Raw genomic sequence first — 17,652 nt, 5'->3', positions numbered from 1 at the left:
GTGTAGCCGAACATGTTACGCACGTCGGTTACGCGCTCCGCGTTCTCGAGAAAGTTTTCGGCAATGTACTGCGCACGCAGCGGATCACCAGGCATGAGGACAGTTTCAGCAAATGCGCCGTCTACAGCATTAATATGTGGGGTAGCCATAGTGTGCTCCAATTATCTTTAGTTAAGAGAAAAAGCGTTCGATCACGGCTTGGTAAGCCATGCCGCCAAGGTAGATACCAACAATGCCCATGATCCCAGAAATGACCGGGGGAGCAGGCAATGGTAACTTGATCGCGCTGAAGAAAAAGCCAACGATGGCACCAGCGACGACCGCAAGTAAAATTTCGTTCATTATAACCCTCAAACATCTAGTTAGGTGCAGTCCAGCTCAAATCGGTACCTAAATTGCGACAGTCATAGCTGTCTTTATTGTCTTTTAAGTGGTTCCGCATGAGATGGGCCCAGTGTATGTAACCCGTGCGCATTTACGCGCGATCCTGATCACAACTATCCCCATATTAGCGCGTAAAACCCTTAATGATTACTAAATATGTTGATAGTGTCGATGCAATCGCTTGCGTTTTGCGCAAGTCGCGCGGTTTTTTCGTTTCTATAACGCGTGCTAGTGACGCATTGTCCGCATGTCGTCGACTCAATTGCGGTTTTTTTGCGCAAGATCAAAACAGTTTTGGTAAGCGTCGTTGGTATGCTTGAATGCAAGACATGATGACTGGTTTGTGCGTGCAAAACCTATCGCCTCATGCCATGCGCTTGATCAATAACATTATAAATATGAATAATTCTCACTTCTATTCGTGACTTAATTATTCAACTGCGTTAGCATTCCTCCACCGATTTTTACGAGGAAAGGGCTATGCAAGCTTTTCGTTCATTTTTTCAATTTATTTTTCTTACTGTTTCCTTAGTGCTAAGCGGCCATGCTGCGGCGAAAACAATCACCCATGCGATGGGCACGGTTGAAATCGACGGCGTACCACAACGCGTCGTTGTCTTGGGGCAAGGCAGTTTAGATGTACTCGATCGTCTTGGCGTTGAGCCTGTTGGCGTGGTGAAGTCCTTAATGCCGGATTATCTCGCTAAAACCTATCAAGACGATAAATATGTTGCGGTCGGGACGGTGAAAGAGCCTGACTATGAAGCCATTTTTACCGCAAAGCCTGATTTGATCATTGCGGAAGCGCGTATGGCATCGCTCATGGGCGAGTTAGAGGAAATTGCGCCGACTATCATGTTTAAAGCCGACTACGAGCACTATTGGCAAAGTGTGCAAGCCAACTGGCGCATGCTTGGCGAAGTGTTTAATAAGCAAGATAAAGTCGACGCAATTATTGAGCAAATGAGCAGCAAAATTGCGCAGACGCATGAGAAAGCGGTGGCGGACAACTTTAACGCGCTGATGGTCATGAGTAACGGTAGTAAAGTGGCGATGTTTGGCGAGAATAGTCGTTTTGGTATGGTGTTTGATGAGCTAGGCTTAAAGCCAGCGACAAGCGACGATGTGGAAGTCGCCGGCTCACACGGTAACTTGATTTCATTCGAATATATTGCTGACGCCAACCCAGATGTCTTATTAGTCCTTGATCGTGAGCAGGCGATTGGGGAAGGTGAAGGCAAGGCGAAAGCGCGTTTTGACAATCCTTTGGTCAATAAAACGCAAGCTCACCAACAGCAACGTATCAGCTATCTCGACCCAACCGCTTGGTACATCACTATGGCTGGCATGACGGCGATGGATAAGATGATTGATGATGTAAACCGCGTGCTTTAATCATCATACGACAAACAAGCAGACCCAGGCTGGACCTGGGTCTTTGTGGTTCTAGACCTCAACGGTAGTGATTCTGTGAAGTATCTTTCTATTCCTGTCCTTGTGGTGTTGGCGATCTTGTCGATATCCATTGGTGTGGCGCATGTGTCCCTCGCGAGCTTATGGGCGGGCGACCCAGAAGCGTGGACGATTTTTACCACCAGCCGTATTCCTCGTTTACTGGCTATTTGTCTGGCTGGTGCGGGCTTAAGTGTGGCTGGACTCATCATGCAGCAGATATGCCAAAACCGCTTTGCCGCGCCTGATACCACGGGCACCATTGATTGTGCGCTGCTGGGTTATGTACTGACGTTGGTTATGTTTGGGGGGGCCAGCCAATGGCTGGATCTGTCCGTTATTGTGGGAATGGCAATGGCCGGCACCTGGTTGTTCGTCCACTTTCTCCAACGTCTGAAGTTTAAGAATACCGTGCTGGTTCCCTTGATAGGGATCATGTACGGCAATGTGGTCTCTTCGCTGACCCAGTTTTTAGCTTATAAGTACGATCTGATTCAAACCTTGCAAGCGTGGACGGTCGCCAACTTTTCGTCGGTGCTGGCGGGAAATTACGAAGTGCTTTTTGTGGCTATTCCAGTATGTGGTATCGCCTATGCGTATGCCAGCCAATTCAGCGCCGCCAGTATTGGTGAAAGCTTTGCCAAAAACATCGGCCTTGATTATCAAAAGGTGGTGCTATTTGGTGTCATGGTGGTTGCGTTGTTGTCTTCCGCTGTGGTGATGATTGTCGGCGTTATCCCTTTCCTTGGCTTAAWTGTGCCTAATGTTGTCTCGCTTTTTATGGGCGATAACATTAAACGTAACCTACCTTGGACAGCCTTTTGGGGCGTGGTGTTGGTGCTGAGCTGCGACATTCTGGGCCGCGTCATTATCTTCCCCTATGAAGTCCCGATCGCGATGATTATTTCTATCTTAGGCGGTGCGGTGTTTATCTATCTGGTGATGAGGGACAAAGCCAATGCGTGATGGTATCAAGCTCTCTCTTGTCGCAATGGGTGTGGTGCTCGTAGCAGGGTACTTTTTAGGGCATGGATTAACGGCGGATAATTACGCGTATTTTCTTTCACGACGAACCCCTAAGGTCTTAGCTATTACGCTCGCTGCCGTGGCGATCTCGGCTTCTTCGCTGGTGTTTCAAACCATCACCAACAATCGGATTTTGACGCCTTCGATTCTGGGCTTCGATAGTTTATACGTCCTTTTGCAAACCGTTTTATTGGTGGTATTCGGCTCAAGTAGCGTATTGCTGATCAATGCTTACGCGAACTTTACCGCCAGTGTGGTGCTAATGACGATCAGCGCGACTGTGTTGTTCACACTTTACTTTCGTCGCCATCGCGCCAACATCTACACCCTGCTGTTGATTGGTATCGTGCTAGGTAGCGTATTTGGCAGTATCAGTCAGTTTTTTACCTTGTTGGTTGACCCGAGTGAGTTCGCTGTATTGCAAGATGCGATGTTCGCCAGTTTCAATAATGCCAACCGTGAACTGGTCTATGTCAGTGTGCCGGTACTCGCTGCCTGTTTGCTGGTGCTCTATCGATTGAGCAATCAGCTTGATGTGTGCTTGTTGGGTGAGGATAACGCGACCAGCCTTGGCATCGATACACGTCGACTCACCCTAAAGGTAATGATGGTGATTGCGGTGATGATTGCCTTATCAACCGCTTTGGTCGGGCCGGTGCTCTTTTTTGGTTTGGTTGTGGTGAGCCTTGCGCGGCAAATGTTTGTCAGTTATGAGCATCGATTTTTAATTGTGGCCACGAGTGTGTTGGCGGCATTTTTGTTGTTAAGTGGCCAGTATGTTGTCGAGCAATGGTTTGGGTTTGAGACCACGGTGAGTGTGATCATTAACTTTGTCGGTGGGGCTTACTTTTTGTATCTCCTGACGAAAAACAAGTTTTAACATTATGATTGAATTAATTGGATTATCGAAAGCTTACGGCCAAGCACAGGTGGTGAATCAAGCCAGTGCTCTGTTTCCTCTCGGTAAAGTGACCGCTATCATCGGCCCTAACGGGGCGGGGAAAAGTACGCTGCTGTCGATGGCGAGCCGGCTGACAGACAGTGATGCGGGTGAAGTCTTGATTGGCGATAAACCGCTCAGTGAATGGAGCAATGAGGCATTAGCAAAAAGGCTGGCCGTGTTGCGTCAAGCAAACAACGTCAATATGCGCTTCCGGGTGCGTGAACTGGTGGCGTTTGGACGCTTTCCCCATTCCAAAGGGCGGCTATCCGAACAAGACAATGCCATGATTGACGATGCGTTAGCGCAGCTGGGGCTAACAGAGTTGCAAGATCGCTTTATTGATCAGCTCAGTGGTGGCCAACGGCAAATGGCATTCATTGCCATGGTGGTCGCGCAAAACACTGACTATGTTTTCCTCGACGAGCCACTCAACAATCTCGATATTCGTCATTCTGTGGCGATCATGAAAACGGTACGAGAGTTGGCACACCGATACAATAAGGCGGTCGTGGTCGTGATGCACGATATTAATTTTAGTGCGTGTTATGCCGATAACATGATTGCGATGAAAGCGGGTGAGGTTGTTGCCAGTGGTCGAGTAAAAGATGTGGTGACTAAACCCATCATGGAGCRGATTTACGAGATTGATTTTGAAGTGGAGGAGATAAACGGGCAGCGCATTTGTCTGTATTATGGCGTCGCGACGCCGTCCCCGTCGATGGCCGCCATCGAGTCCTAACTTTCTGGGCGACTAGCCGCCACTCGCGGCTAGTCGCCTGTGTCATCTCGCCGCCACGCCTCATATAATGAGGGCGTTCAGGCGTCATTGAGCGCTCACTTGTTGACGTCTACCCGAAAGCGCCAAGTGCTCCATCTAAATATAATGAGCCTAAGCGAAATTAATTTAGGTGGTGGTGAAAGGCGCACCACCACGAAGTGGTGGCTTTAATCAAACCCTTCTTGCTGATCTAGGTATTGCTTCACGATCTCAAGTGGCGCACCTCCGCAACTAACCAGACAATAACTTCTGCTGTAAAAAACTGGCTTCCAGTAAAACTTACCCAAGTACTCAGAAAACTTCTTTCTAACAAGTCTTGATGTGGAAGTTTTTAAGCTGTTCACCATTTTGCTTGGTTGTATTTTGGGGTTCGCAGAAATCAAAAGGTGAAGATGATCTGGTTCACCGTTGCACTCCAAGAGTTCACAATCCCAAGCTTCCAGTAATCTTTTATACTGAGACTCTAAGTACGCAGCAACCTCTGGCGTGATACAATGACGGCGATATTTAGTCACAAGAACCAAATGGTAGTGAATGTTATAAACGCTGTGATAAAGCGTGTTTAGAGCTTGTTTTTTCATAACAACTAAATATAATCATTTGTATGAAAAAAGCAATCCGTAAAGTCACATACAAACTGAAACCATCGGCTTCTCAAGAAGAGTCGCTGATGGATTTGTTTGTGCATCATCACCAGTTGTACAACTGGGCTTTACGTGATCGCATCGAAACTTACCGCAATTCTGATTATGGCCTTAGCTTTTCAGAGCAGTGCAAAATTAATACTCTCTGGCGCAACACTCGCAAAGCGCATGGCATTTTCAATGCCAACGCTCAGAGCGAGCAGGTCACTTTAAAGCGTGTTGCATTGGCTTTTGACGGATTTTTTCGTCGATTGAAGAAAGGCGATAAGAAAGCTGGCTTTCCACGATTTAAGCCATTTCAACGATTTAAAGGCTGGGGTTACAAAGCGCATGGTGATGGATGGAAACTTCACCTAAAAGAGAAAAAACATGGCGCAGTTTATCTGGCTAATGTCGGCATCGTTAAGATCCGAGGCAAAGCCAGAAACGCTGGCGGTAAGCCAAAAACTGCCGAGATCATTCGCAAGAATGGTGAGTGGTTTATCTCGGTTTCAATGGAATACGATTCCATTGAAAGACAGTGTGGCACTAAAGCCATTGGTCTTGATTGGGGTGTTTCTCATTATTTTTCAACCATCGATCAAGATGGTCATTTTGAGCAAGTCGAAAACCCTCGCTACCTGAGAAACAGCAAAGAGCGATTAGCTTCTTTGCAACGCGACCTTGCGTTAGCAAAAAGGGGGACTCGCGCCCATCGCAAACTGAAGCACAGAATTGCTAAATTGCACCAAAAAATCGCCCGTCAACGACTCGATTTTACTCATAAAGAAACTACAAAATTAGTGAAAGTGGCGGCATTAATTGCCACTGAAAAACTAACCGTTAAGAACATGACCAGCACCGCCAAAGGGACTGCTGAGAAGCATGGGAAGAACGTAAAACAAAAGGCTGGCTTGAATCGGGAAACCCTGAATACCGCGCCAGCCATGACTCTTAATTTGCTGTCCTATAAAGCGGAAGAAGCTGGTAGCGAATACGTTGAAGTACCAACAAAGCAAGTTAAGCCAAGTCAAACCTGCCCAGACTGCGGAGCTAAGAAGAAAAAAACCTTAACTGATCGCTGGCACTCATGCGATTGTGGCTGTGAGAAGCCCCGAGATGTAGCCAGTGCGCAAGTTAATTTAAACTGGGCGTTAGGTATTCAGGCTGGGAACCAGCCTAAAGAGGCAGCTTAGGCTTTCTTTTTGAAACTCCGTCAAAACGCGCAGCGTTTAGTGGGAGTTGTTCATTGGCGGCTTTTACGGGCTCACGCGTTAGCCACCAGCTGGCCAGTGAGCCAAATGTGACCATGGCCACGCCTTGCCAAAAGGTGAGCGTCAACGAAGTCGAAAGTAACACGGCCGACAATAAGGTCGACAAAATAGGGATGAAATAGGATAGGGTGGCCAAGACCATCAAATTGCCCTTGAGAATACCTATATTCCACAGCCCATAACCGCCTCCCATGGCGAGTCCAGCGAGCAGCACATAGCCGCTGGTTTGCCATGAAAGATGCATGGCGGGTGCGTCAGAGGCGAGATAGCCCACCCACAAAGTGACCGCGGTGGCACAGAAAAACCAGGTGATCCCGTTCTTACCCTGCGCGCGCATCTTGGTGAGGTTACAGTAAATCGCCCAAATAATCGCACCGCTAAACGCCAATATATAGCTAACCGGGTTCGACTGAATGTTGGCCACAAGGTGAGACCAAGATACGCCTTGCTTGCCTCCTACTGTCCACACCACGCCCATAAAGGCGACGACTAACGCAGGATAGAGCCACAGGCTTACTTTCTGACGGGTCAAAATAACCGAAAACAAGACAGTTAAGCACGGCCAGAGGTAGTTGATCACCCCCATTTCGATCGCTTGGGTGCGGGTATTCGCCCAAGCCAGTGAGAGCGCTAAGCACAATTCATACACGACAAATAAAACGCCGCCAATCAGCAAATATTGGCGCGGGAAGGTGTTGAGTTTGGGGAGGCCGACGACGACAATCAAACAAAGAGAGGCAAGCGTATAGATCGCCGCTGCCCCACCGAGTGGCCCAAGCAGTTCGGTGACATGACGGATAAAGGCGACATTGCTGCTCCAAAGCATGATGGCGCCGCATCCGGCCAGCGTATATCGGTTCATGAGGTAGCCGTCCAAGCAAAACCTCTAAATTGCCTTTTTTATTGGACGTGTGCAACCACCATCGCCACTGCGTATTAGGTGAATGAGTCAAACAGTAGTCGGTGGTCGTCGGGCACCGTCAGTGACTCGGCGGTGTGAGGGTATGCGTGGCAAGCAGTGTATCAAGCGGTGTTGGGTAGTCGATAAGAAACCCTTGCACGTAGTTAATGCCAATTTCTTGTACGCAGGCAAGTTTTTCTTCGTCGGAGACCCATTCCGCGACCGTTTTGTAACCCATGGTGTCACAAATGCTGACAATGGACTCCAGTATGACGCGATCGATTTTGTTTTCTCGGTCGGTCAGGTTAGCCACAAATTGGCCATCAACTTTAACCACATCCACATTGAACAGCTTTAAGTAATGAAACGAGCAGAGACCGGCACCAAAATCATCCAGCGCGACATGCGCGCCATGGTGGCGTAGTTCGTCGATAAAAGAGACGGCTGTGTTTAAATGACTAATGAGTGCTGATTCAGTGATCTCAAAACACAGTCGCTCGGCAGGAAGGACAGAAGCGCTTAATAGCTGTTTGAGTTGTGCCTGAAATTTTGGGTCACTGATTGAGTTTGCTGAGAGGTTGATGTTGAACCTGAGTCCTGACTCTGCCAACTCCGCGGCGCGCGTATTGAGCACATAGTTCACTACCCAGCCATCGATATCGCGAATGTAACCAAAGGCTTCGGCAGCAGGAATWAATTCCCCCGGATTCATAATATGGCCGTCGGTATCTATCATGCGTATTAACAGCTCGTACCAGTGTTCAACCACAGGCCCTTGTGCGGGGGCGACCTGTTGGCCATAGAGCGCAAAGCGGTTTTCAGTCAGTGCCCGTGTAATTCTTCCCACCATTTGCATGTCACTGTGGCGTCCCTGCGCGGTTCCTGAGATATCGTTGTAATCCACTATCTGGCCGCGCCCTGACGATTTAGCCTCATACATCGCCACATCGGCGCGACTCATCAAATCCGAGAGGGTTAATGTCGCATCGTTCACATCCACTAACCCCACACTGGCACTGATGGCAAAAATGCGCTCGCCATAGGAGAAAGACAAGTGTTCAAGCTGTTTGATTAAGTCGGCGATCGTATGTTTCGCGTCGTGCATGTTGCAGTGCGTGAGCAGCAACGCAAACTCATCGCCGCCCAAACGCGCCACCACATCATCACTGCGTATGTTATCGGCTAAGGCTTGTGATACCTGGCATAGGACTTCGTCACCGGCGTGATGGCCGACCGAGTCATTGATGATTTTGAAAAGGTCTAAATCGATAAAGGCTAGCACGGAAGGCGACTGACTCTCGCGGGACAAGTGATTTTCCATCAGGGTTTCAAAGGCGCGGCGATTGGGTAGCTGTGTGAGCGAATCATGATTGGCGTTGTAGTCTAACTGTGCCATCAGCGCATGCTCATCCGACACGTCTCGCAACACAAACACATACCCGTGTTGACCATTTTGGTTACTGGTCAGTGGGGACATAGCCACCGACACATACACACGTTTGCCGCCCGCTAGAACCAGTTGGTAGGCGTCTTGTATTTGGGTTTCAAAAAAAGTCTCTGTTTGTTGACTGCTAAAACTGGAAAGCAGCACCCGTTGCTGGTTGTTGTAAAGCTCGAAAACCGCGTCCACAGGTTGGCCGAGTGGCAGCACGCTATCATTGGCAACAAGCCACTGCGCGGTGTTGTTGAGGTAGGCCAAGTTGCCCTGATCGTCGATGGTGATCACCGCATCGTTGATAGAGTTCATCACCACATCCAGCTGTTCACGCTCTTGGGCCAGTGCGTGGTTAAGCTCGTTGATTTCGGTATTGTCCCAATTGGCGCCGATCATCCGTACCGTGTTGCCATTATCGTCTATTTGTAAGCTGGCGAGAGCACGGATGTAGCGAATGCGTCCTTGGCTATCAATGATACGAAATTGGGTATCGAGCCGTTGATGATGCGTAAGCGCGTCCTGGAGTGTTTGGTTGATCGTCTCTGCATCATCTGGATGAAGACGTTGCTGCCAGGTGGCGAGTGTTTCACTGCCTTCGGCCTCGGGGACATCATAGAGGCGGTACATTTGTGCGTCCCACTCTAGCCTGTCTTCGTTAACGTGATACTCCCAAATACCAATATTGGCCGCTTTTGTCGCGGCTTCTAGGCGGCGGCGTAAGGTGTCTGTTTGCCGGTTAGTTAGATACTGCTCAGTGATGTCAATCACGGTACTCAAGACGGTTTCGGCTTCTTCCCCCGTTTGCCGTGCCGACGATTGACGCAGATAGCGATAGGCGTTCGCATCATTTTTAAACCGGAATACCTCCACCATCCWATCGGTGTGTTTGTCGACCAGCAGGCGCATAGATTGCTCCCAGGCGGCGCGATCATCTGGATGTATGCGACTGACCCAGTCTTGGTAGGTGCGTATCTGTTTGGCATTGATGCCGAGCAAAGGCGCTGACCACCCAGAAAACAAGAGTGCGCCCGTATCAACGTTGAGCTCAAAGACGGCAAGTTTGTTGATATCGAGGGCAAAACGCCAACGCTCAAGCCAACGTTTTTGTTCCCGCTGTGCTGCTTTGAGGGCGTTAATATCTTCGACTTGGCTGATTAAGTGAGTGACATGCCCAGCGTGTTTATCCCGCACCGCGGTGACGGAGAGGCGTCCCCATACTATCTCCCCATCCACGCGCACAAAGCGTTTTTCCAATCGCTTATTGTCAGAATGGCCCATGATCAGATCATTAAAATAATCCCTCAGCGACGATTGGTCTTGTTCTCGTGTGAACAAAGACACATGCGAGCCGAGTAGCACGTGGCGCTCGCAGCCAAAAAACTGCGCCAAACTGGCATTGGCATCTTGGATGATACCTCTGGGATCAAGTATCGCCATCCCAATCAAAGAGTTGTGCATGGCTTGCGTGAGCAGCGAGTGCTGCTCAATGTGATGCCGCTGATGACGGCGATAGCTATATGCCAGCTGTGTCATCACCACGCCGGTGCCCATGGCCGCGGCTGCCATTGCCATCCGAGACAGTGAAGCCTTTTGGTCCGCGCTCACTTGAAATGTGAGTGCGCCAAGGGCAGACAAAATGTCAAAGCTCAAGAGAGTCAGTGCGATGCAGCCTAAGCCAATCAAGCGGTTTTGCAACGTTGCGGCCAATACAAATAGGGCAGTCAGTACTAAAAACGGATGAGGGGAAAGAGTCAGTAAGAGGATGATAACAAGGAATGCACCTACAAATAGGGTGATCAAAGAGGTCCCAAATGTGCCTTGCCTTGTTAATGGCTCATCAAATCCATGGTTGAGATGCTTTTTAATAACTAGCAATAAAGGGAATAAGGCGACAAAACCGACAAACTCACTAATAAACCAGCGAAGTAGAAGATAATCGAAGGGTTGGTTGGTGCCCGCTGATTGAACGCTGGCGCCAAATATCGCACCCACTAGCGGACTCAAAAAGAGAGTGGGAGCGAGTCCTCGGATGAAAGGCCACATACTCTCGAGGGGATCACCGTAACGTTTACGCACTAAACGATAAGCTCCAAAACCGATGCTTGCCGTCGCGGTGTTGACGGCGGCCATACTGGCACTGAGCGACGCGGAAATCCCCATGAGTGTGTCTGCACAGTAAACACCAACAAAAAAACCGACGGCGGCGAAGAGTCTCGCGTAACGAGGAAAACAGCTAAACCCGAATGCGCCGGCCGCTGAGACATACCAGATTACGGCAAACTCTTCGCTTTCAGGAATGACAGCTAAAGAAAAGCACACCAGCGAGAAGCTAGTTGTCATCAATACCAAAAAGGCGTGAATCGCCTGACGCACTCGTTGACCGCGGAGCATGGCTCTCCCATTACTTACAATGACCTAGCCGTAGCTTAGCGCATTTTTCCTAAGAATTAACGACGTTTATTGCGTTTCCGCTATTTGTGCCGGTGCTGATTTATGTCGCGCCTTATTAAGTAGTAGCTGGGGCCTAGAATGGTTTGGTTACAAGCGTGTTCGATCTAGTGCTTTAGTCGAAATTTGATCACTTTCACCGCGATTAGGCATGAAGCATGGCATCAATAAATAAAGCGTGGCCGTTCTGTGTGTCGTGATACGACCGCATGCCATGACGTTGGATAAAATGGGTTCAGTGAGGAACAAAGGTGGTTCGATGACAGGGAATGCAATGAACAAACAATCATGGTTTTGGGTTGCCATAGGCACCACGTTGGCACTGTTAGTGTTGGTGAGTGGGCGCTTTTTTTCCGAGCAGTTTTATGGCGTGGCGGGGCTACTGGCTTGTCAAGCGCTCGTGACTGTGTTGGCAATGAGGGTGTACGCGTCGACACCCAAGGAGGTATCGAGGCAGGATATTGAGGAGGAAACCCAAACGCTACCGATGGAGACGGTTGGACGATTAGCAACGCGCGCCACTATGAACGCCATGAATGCGGCGGAAGTCTCGCATCGCTCAGATATATTGAAAACGCGACTAACCGACCAATTTTCTGCGGTGGTGGAAGTGACCGAGACGGCACAGCATATCGAACAGACGTTGGCTGATACCTGCCAAGCGCAGGCAGCGTCTGTTGAGCAAGTGACGCGCATGCGAGATCTGAGCTTGGAAGGTGCCGATAAGCTCACGGACTCCATTGAGGAAATGCGTGATATTAACCAAAAAACGGCTGAAACAGTGGCACGTATTAAAGCGCTAGACGCTAACGTCAATAAAGTGAGTGATGTCGCACAAGTCATTGATGCGATTGCAGAGCAAACGAACCTATTGGCGTTGAATGCCGCCATTGAAGCAGCACGAGCGGGAGAGCAAGGGCGTGGCTTTGCGGTGGTGGCCGACGAAGTGCGTCAGCTTGCTCAGCGTACGTCACAAAGCACCAGTGAAGTCGCGGAAATCATAAAACAGATCATGACAGAGTCGAGTAATGTGATGACCCATATTCAAACGCTGTCATCGGATGTCGAGTCAGGGACGTTGAATGTTGAAAGAGGGGGAGAGATTTTAACCGACCTCTCGTCCAGAGCCGATCAGGTTGAAGCCGCCGTGAGACAAATGGCGGATGGATCGTCACAAAACAGTGCAAGCCTCAAGCAAATTGCTTCAGCATTGACCCAAGTGCGGACTGGATTGAAAGACAGTGATAACCAGGTGATTGCGCTGAGCCAAGAAGCGGAAGGCTTGATGGAAACCACCGAAAAAACCAATGCCGTTTTTGCCGAGCTGTCTGAGGCGAGCCCGCATCAACGCTTTTTCAAAGCGGCCAGTTTATGTCGCGATCGCATAGAGGTGGCGTTTGCACAAGCCATCGAGCAGGGTGAGATCAGTAAAAGTGATTTGTTTGATCGCCACTACCAGCCGATCGCGAATACCGATCCTAAAAAATATACCACCCGATTTGATAGCTTGTGTGATCGGATCTTACCGCCTATTCAAGAGCCGATTCTTGAAGCTGATGAGAACATTGTTTATGTAATTGCCAATGACAACCATGGCTACGTCCCCACGCATAATCAGCGCTTTTGCCAGCCTCTCACCGGCGATTATGCGCAAGATATCACCGGAAACCGGACTAAACGCTTATTTGATGACCGAACAGGTAGGCGTTGCGGTCAACATACTGATACCATGTTGCTGCAGACCTACAAGCGCGATACCGGTGAGGTAATGCATGATCTCTCTGTCCCTCTTTTCGTTGCAGGTCAACATTGGGGCGCAGTGAGAATGGGGTATTATCCACCGGTATCGGCGGATTAAGCGAAAAGGAGTAGCAATGAATCCAGTTGCGATTGTAACCGGGGCAAGTGGCGGCATTGGCCGTGAGACGGCAAAACTATTGGCACAGCGTGGCTATGCCATTTGCATCAATTATCTGAGCAACAGTGAATCTGCTTTTGCGCTTGTTGATGAACTTCAAGCGATTGGTGTCAATGCCATTGCGGTTCAGGCGGATGTGTCGAGCGAAGAGGGCGTGAAGCGCTTATTTAGCGAAGCAGACAACCGTTTGGGAAATATCACTGCACTGGTTAACAACGCAGGGATCATGTTGCCACAGTCGGCGGTGAGCAGTATGGATGCCGAGCGGATCAACGCGATGTTCCAAGCGAATGTCACCAGTGCCTTTTTGTGTTGCCGCGAAGCGGTACACCGCATGGCGCAGTCCCGCGGCGGGAACGGTGGCGCGATTGTCAACGTATCTTCCGCAGCGGTAAAAACCGGATCGCCCAATGAATATGTTGACTACGCAGCCACCAAAGCTGCCCTTGATACTTTGACCATGGGGCTCGCTAAAGAGGTGGGGCGTGAAGGTATTCGTGTGAATGCGGTACGGCCAGGACCCATCGATACGGATATGCATGCCGCAGGCGGTGAGCCGGATCGTGTCGCCCGCGTAGCGGATAACATTCCACTCGGGCGTGGTGGCTCTACCCTTGAAGTGGCCGAAATGATTGCTTGGTTATTATCTGATAATGCCTCGTACTCGACAGGCAGCTTATTTGATGTGGCGGGGGGGATGTAACCGCGTTTTTTCATCAATTTGTAAGTAACTTGGGTTTTCCTCTGTCTATGATTAATTAGGAGGAGAAAGCCAATGGTTGAGAACATAATACCCAGTTTGGCGACCTTACCGTCACTGGGTTTATTTTTTGTGATTATATTTGCTTCGTATGTCTTTGAAGATGGTGCGATCGCGCTGGCTGCTTTTGTTGCTGTTCAAGCGGTATTAGCCTGGCCTATGGCGTTACTGGCTATCTTTATTGGTATTGCCAGTGGTGATATCGCGCTATTCTTACTGGGCCGGTACGCGCGACGCTACCGGCGTTTACGTGCCCGTCTGTTAATGCTAAAAGGCGTCCGTGACGCGCGCCACTTGTTGCGTCGGCATGCTTTTTTAAACCTGTTTCTTATACGCTTTATTCCCGGGCTTAGAACGGTCACCTACAGCCTCAGTGGGTTTCTTTTTATCCCGTTTCGTACGTTTTTATTGTCCGTGGGGGTTGCCACCGCCTGTTGGACAGGCGTGATCTTTTGGGGGGCATTCACCATTGAGCACAGTGAATGGCTAGCAGAGAAACAGCTCACTGGGTGGGCCTTTGCTATTGCGGTTATCGCGTTGGTGCTGATGAATCGTTTTCTTCGTCGTCGCGCATTGTTAACCCCCGCAAAAGGATCGGTATGACAAAGCCCTCGATGATGCTCATCGGTCAAGCTGGCATGCCCAATTACCCTGTGTCACGGCCGTTGGGCTGGTTTGAGTTTCTGCCGGCGTGGTGTTTCTACACGCCCGTCGTGGTTCAATCAATCGGGCTTGGCCTCTACTATCGCAGTTTGACATTGTCATTGATTGCCAACCCAGGCATCTCCCTTTCTGGAATGGTGGGTGAGGCTAAATCAGAGGTGTTTGCTCAAGCGGGCGACACGGCGCAACCATACATCGCTGCCTATTGGCGATGGACGCGGCCCAATGCCATCACCCCCAGCATTAAAAAAACGCTACTTGCCGAACTTGCGAAGGCAGGTATCACTATGCCGCTGGTGGCTAAGCCGGACAAAGGCTGTCGAGGGGCTGGTGTTCAGCGCATTGATACGGAAAAAAAGCTCTTCGCCTATATCCGCACATTTCCACCCGACAGAGACATTATTTTCCAAGCATTGGCACCTTACGACGCGGAAGCGGGGGTTTTCTATATTCGCTATCCCGGTGAGGAAAGGGGGCAAATATTTTCCCTCGGGTTGAAATACTTGCCCGCTGTGATCGGTGATGGTAGGCGCACCTTAGCCGCGCTTATCCAACACCATGATGCCGCCTCTGTGCGTGGACATCTTTATCATCAGCGCCACCATCATCAGCTTGATGAGGTAATACCAGCTGGCGTACGTATTCCGCTAGCCTTCTCGGGTAGCCACTGCCGCGGTGCCATCTTTAAAGATGGGGCGGCTTGGGTGACGCCGGCGCTGACGGCAAAAATAGATACAATCGCCAAAGACATTAATGGCTTTTACTTCGGCCGTTTCGATATCAAGTTTCGCGATATCGCGTCGTTACAACAAGGGAAGGGGCTGTGCATTGTCGAGATCAACGGCGCGAGTAGTGAGCCGGCGCATATTTGGGACAGTGAGGGGGGCTATTTCCAAGCCATCAGAGCACTTCTGCACCAATATCGGCATTTGTACCATATTGGCGCACGCTTGCGATTGCGGGGGCACCAACCACCTTCTGTGTTTGCGTTGCTACGCGCCTGGTATCAAGAAAGGCGCTGGATGAAGCAATACCCAGGAACGGACTAAAACGGCATGACATCTGCTTGTATGAAGATGATGGCGCCAAATTGCCGCAACATGTACTAAGGTGAGGGTATGCATTCGAGTCTAACCAAAGCAGATAGTGCGATTATTCGTGGTAACCTGGATGTGGCTTATCAGGCACAGCAGCTACTGGCGAGTGTCACGAACGAAGCTTATAGTCGTATGCAGGCTGATGGGTTTACCAGCACCATTGGCCAACATATGCGTCATGCGCTTGATATGTATTGGGCCTTACACCAAGGAGAGGGCAGTGGCGTCATGGATGCAGATGCACGCCGGCGAGGCCATCGTGTAGAAACCGATAAATCGCTTGCCCAAGCTGAATGGCAAGCCATAGCCAGCTGGTTGCACACGCTGTCTAATCAACAACTCAAGCAGTCCATACACGTATCGACACAAGTCACCTTATATGCCTCCAACACAGTGACCACCCCCTCAACCATAATGCGTGAATTGATTGCAGTGGCCAGTCATGCCACTCACCATTTTGCTATGATGCGCACAGCAGCCCACGATCTGGGCGAAGTGTTGGATAAAGAGATTGGCATCGCCGCCGCGACAGCAAGTTATCAGCGAGAGCAACATCAATGTGCACGCTGACATGGTTGACCTCGGAGCAAGGGTTTGAGCTGTGTTTTAACCGTGATGAGGCACGAGGTCGAAGCCGTGCAATACCGCCGAAAATTTATCAAATCGCGGGGACACGCGTGCTCATGCCGATTGATCCTGATGGGATGGGAACCTGGATAGCGGCGAATGAGTATGGACTATTGGTCTGTTTGTTAAATGATTATCAAGGTCAGTCGTCTGTTGTGCCCAAGCGTAGTCGGGGTCAGCTGGTTAAATCCGTGGCCCGAGCACGTGACTTAACCCAAGTTGGGCACATCGTCTCTGCGCATACAATGACGGATTTTTCACCGTTTAACTTGCTGGTGTTTCGTCCCGCTTCGCCAATTGGAACGCCACCTGGGTGCCCGGTCCCAAAGGCGTGGCACTGGGATGGGCAAACCTTACAGCGTATTGAGTGTGTGCCACCTGTCGTGTCGTCTGCGGTGGTACCGGATGATGCGCGTCGAACCCGCTCAGCGCTATTGGCATCAAGCCTGCACGCGAGCCCTTCCGTGCACGACTTAATCCAGTATCATCGTAGCCACGAACCTGTATTAGGTAGCTTATCTGTTTGTATGCACCGAGATGACGCGAGCACGGTGAGCTTCACCCATATTCGCGTCAGCTCGGCGACGACCAGTATGTACTATTACGATGGTGCACCGTGTCGGGTTAGCAGGCCATTGGTCACTCACTTACCGCTGGTGACCGATAACATTACGCCGTTAAAAGCCAACACTGGTTCCGACACTGACTGAACTGGTTTCCGCGTCGCCTCTATCAGCATAGGTTAATTCAAACGCCATTTTAGGGCCAACGGTGGGTTGTAATTCAAATCCCACAGTGCCGGTGGCGCCCCAGCCAATATCTTTATCTGTGCCGAACTCAGTTTGATAGTAGTTGCCGCCACCGCGTAGATAGATATTGCCCATTGTCATGGGAAAGTTAACTTGTAACCCAACCGGAATATAGGATGAAGTCAGCTTGGTTTCGGTGCCATTCTCATTGTCAAAGTCAGCGCTGGTTTCGCCATACCCGGTATATAAGCTCGTATAATCTGTCACGCGTAAGGTGCCATTGACTTCCCAAGTGTGACCTGTCTCCGTTTGAGAGCCGTATTTTACGTCGGTGACACTTGCGCTAGCGCTGATACTGAGCGGGGAGGTTTGCGCTTGTGCGGTTGTGGCCAGCAACATGCCAACACACAGTGTGGCGAGCGATACATGTTTGGTCATAGTAACTATCCTTTTTGACCGAGCGTGCAATTGACATCATAGGTTCAGTATAAGAAGTTAACGGCGTGCGTACACCAAGCTTGAGCGATATTTGTGCTTTAACGCTGTCTGGTGACAAAGAATCATCAGGATCGAT

At 50.0% G+C, this 17,652-nt stretch carries 16 protein-coding genes and 1 pseudogene; 11 read left to right on the top strand and 6 right to left on the bottom strand.

Going from position 1 to position 17,652, the window contains the following annotated elements; genetic code table 11:
- Together deoD and BZG14_RS09355 are read right to left on the bottom strand one after the other, a co-directional pair.
- A pseudogene (gene deoD, locus BZG14_RS09360) lies at positions 1–149 on the bottom strand (purine-nucleoside phosphorylase); the annotation flags it as partial.
- Positions 150–171: 22 nt separating this feature from the next.
- Entirely contained in the window at positions 172–342 is a 171-nt protein-coding gene (locus tag BZG14_RS09355) for a XapX domain-containing protein (RefSeq protein ID WP_021023774.1), read from the bottom strand.
- 522 nt (positions 343–864) lie between these two features.
- Between BZG14_RS09355 and BZG14_RS09350 the strand changes: the two genes are divergently transcribed.
- The 4 genes from BZG14_RS09350 to BZG14_RS09335 all read left to right on the top strand — a co-directional run bounded on the left by BZG14_RS09350 (position 865) and on the right by BZG14_RS09335 (position 4,544).
- Positions 865–1,779 (top strand): siderophore ABC transporter substrate-binding protein, encoded by a 915-nt coding sequence (locus tag BZG14_RS09350; protein WP_077485122.1) that lies wholly within the window; start codon positions 865–867, stop codon positions 1,777–1,779.
- A gap of 75 nt (positions 1,780–1,854) precedes the next feature.
- Positions 1,855–2,802, top strand: a complete 948-nt coding sequence (locus BZG14_RS09345) for an ABC transporter permease (protein ID WP_077608601.1) — start codon at positions 1,855–1,857, stop codon at positions 2,800–2,802.
- Positions 2,795–3,742 carry an iron chelate uptake ABC transporter family permease subunit gene (locus tag BZG14_RS09340; protein ID WP_077608600.1) on the top strand — a complete coding sequence of 316 codons (948 nt, stop codon included), beginning with the start codon at positions 2,795–2,797 and terminating at the stop codon, positions 3,740–3,742. The genes BZG14_RS09345 and BZG14_RS09340 overlap by 8 nt, the downstream gene beginning before the upstream one ends.
- 4 nt (positions 3,743–3,746) lie before the next feature.
- A complete protein-coding gene (locus BZG14_RS09335) occupies positions 3,747–4,544 on the top strand; it encodes an iron ABC transporter ATP-binding protein (RefSeq protein WP_077608599.1) in 798 nt (265 codons plus the stop codon).
- Between the two features lie 206 nt (positions 4,545–4,750).
- Here the strand turns inward: BZG14_RS09335 and tnpA are convergent, their stop codons facing one another.
- A complete protein-coding gene (tnpA, locus tag BZG14_RS09330; protein WP_077485128.1) occupies positions 4,751–5,164 on the bottom strand; it encodes an IS200/IS605 family transposase in 414 nt (137 codons plus the stop codon).
- Positions 5,165–5,187: 23 nt separating this feature from the next.
- Here tnpA and BZG14_RS09325 point away from each other — a divergent pair, with 23 nt between their 5' ends.
- Positions 5,188–6,402 carry an RNA-guided endonuclease InsQ/TnpB family protein gene (locus BZG14_RS09325; protein ID WP_077485131.1) on the top strand — a complete coding sequence of 405 codons (1,215 nt, stop codon included), beginning with the start codon at positions 5,188–5,190 and terminating at the stop codon, positions 6,400–6,402.
- On the opposite strand, the gene yddG is transcribed toward BZG14_RS09325, so the two are convergent.
- Positions 6,386–7,342, bottom strand: a complete 957-nt coding sequence (gene yddG, locus BZG14_RS09320) for an aromatic amino acid DMT transporter YddG (protein WP_077485134.1) — start codon at positions 7,340–7,342, stop codon at positions 6,386–6,388. The two genes, BZG14_RS09325 and yddG, sit on opposite strands and share 17 nt — an antisense overlap.
- A 118-nt stretch (positions 7,343–7,460) precedes the next feature.
- A complete protein-coding gene (locus tag BZG14_RS09315) occupies positions 7,461–11,207 on the bottom strand; it encodes an EAL domain-containing protein (protein WP_077608598.1) in 3,747 nt (1,248 codons plus the stop codon).
- Positions 11,208–11,523: 316 nt separating this feature from the next.
- Here BZG14_RS09315 and BZG14_RS09310 point away from each other — a divergent pair, with 316 nt between their 5' ends.
- The 6 genes from BZG14_RS09310 (at position 11,524) to BZG14_RS09285 (ending at position 17,039) form a co-directional block, all read left to right on the top strand.
- Positions 11,524–13,122: a methyl-accepting chemotaxis protein gene (locus BZG14_RS09310; protein ID WP_158011740.1), complete on the top strand. Its 1,599-nt coding sequence runs from the start codon at positions 11,524–11,526 to the stop codon at positions 13,120–13,122.
- 16 nt (positions 13,123–13,138) lie between these two features.
- Positions 13,139–13,885 (top strand): SDR family oxidoreductase, encoded by a 747-nt coding sequence (locus tag BZG14_RS09305; RefSeq protein ID WP_069360920.1) that lies wholly within the window; start codon positions 13,139–13,141, stop codon positions 13,883–13,885.
- A 72-nt stretch (positions 13,886–13,957) separates the two neighbouring features.
- Positions 13,958–14,545: a DedA family protein gene (locus BZG14_RS09300; RefSeq protein ID WP_077485141.1), complete on the top strand. Its 588-nt coding sequence runs from the start codon at positions 13,958–13,960 to the stop codon at positions 14,543–14,545.
- Positions 14,542–15,654: a hypothetical protein gene (locus BZG14_RS09295; protein WP_077485144.1), complete on the top strand. Its 1,113-nt coding sequence runs from the start codon at positions 14,542–14,544 to the stop codon at positions 15,652–15,654. The genes BZG14_RS09300 and BZG14_RS09295 overlap by 4 nt, the downstream gene beginning before the upstream one ends.
- 69 nt (positions 15,655–15,723) lie before the next feature.
- Positions 15,724–16,272 carry a hypothetical protein gene (locus BZG14_RS09290; RefSeq protein ID WP_077485147.1) on the top strand — a complete coding sequence of 183 codons (549 nt, stop codon included), beginning with the start codon at positions 15,724–15,726 and terminating at the stop codon, positions 16,270–16,272.
- A complete protein-coding gene (locus BZG14_RS09285) occupies positions 16,260–17,039 on the top strand; it encodes an NRDE family protein (protein WP_077485150.1) in 780 nt (259 codons plus the stop codon). Before BZG14_RS09290 ends, BZG14_RS09285 begins: the two co-directional genes overlap by 13 nt.
- Here BZG14_RS09285 and BZG14_RS09280 read toward each other — a convergent pair.
- Positions 17,007–17,516 carry an outer membrane beta-barrel protein gene (locus BZG14_RS09280; RefSeq protein ID WP_077485152.1) on the bottom strand — a complete coding sequence of 170 codons (510 nt, stop codon included), beginning with the start codon at positions 17,514–17,516 and terminating at the stop codon, positions 17,007–17,009. The genes BZG14_RS09285 and BZG14_RS09280 overlap by 33 nt on opposite strands.
- Between the last annotated feature and the right edge of the window lie 136 nt (positions 17,517–17,652).

Source organism: Salinivibrio sp. IB282 (genome assembly GCF_001995685.1).
GTDB lineage: Bacteria > Pseudomonadota > Gammaproteobacteria > Enterobacterales > Vibrionaceae > Salinivibrio > Salinivibrio kushneri.
The sequence above is the reverse complement of the archived record's forward strand: the minus strand, read 5'-3'. Positions and strand labels throughout refer to the sequence as shown.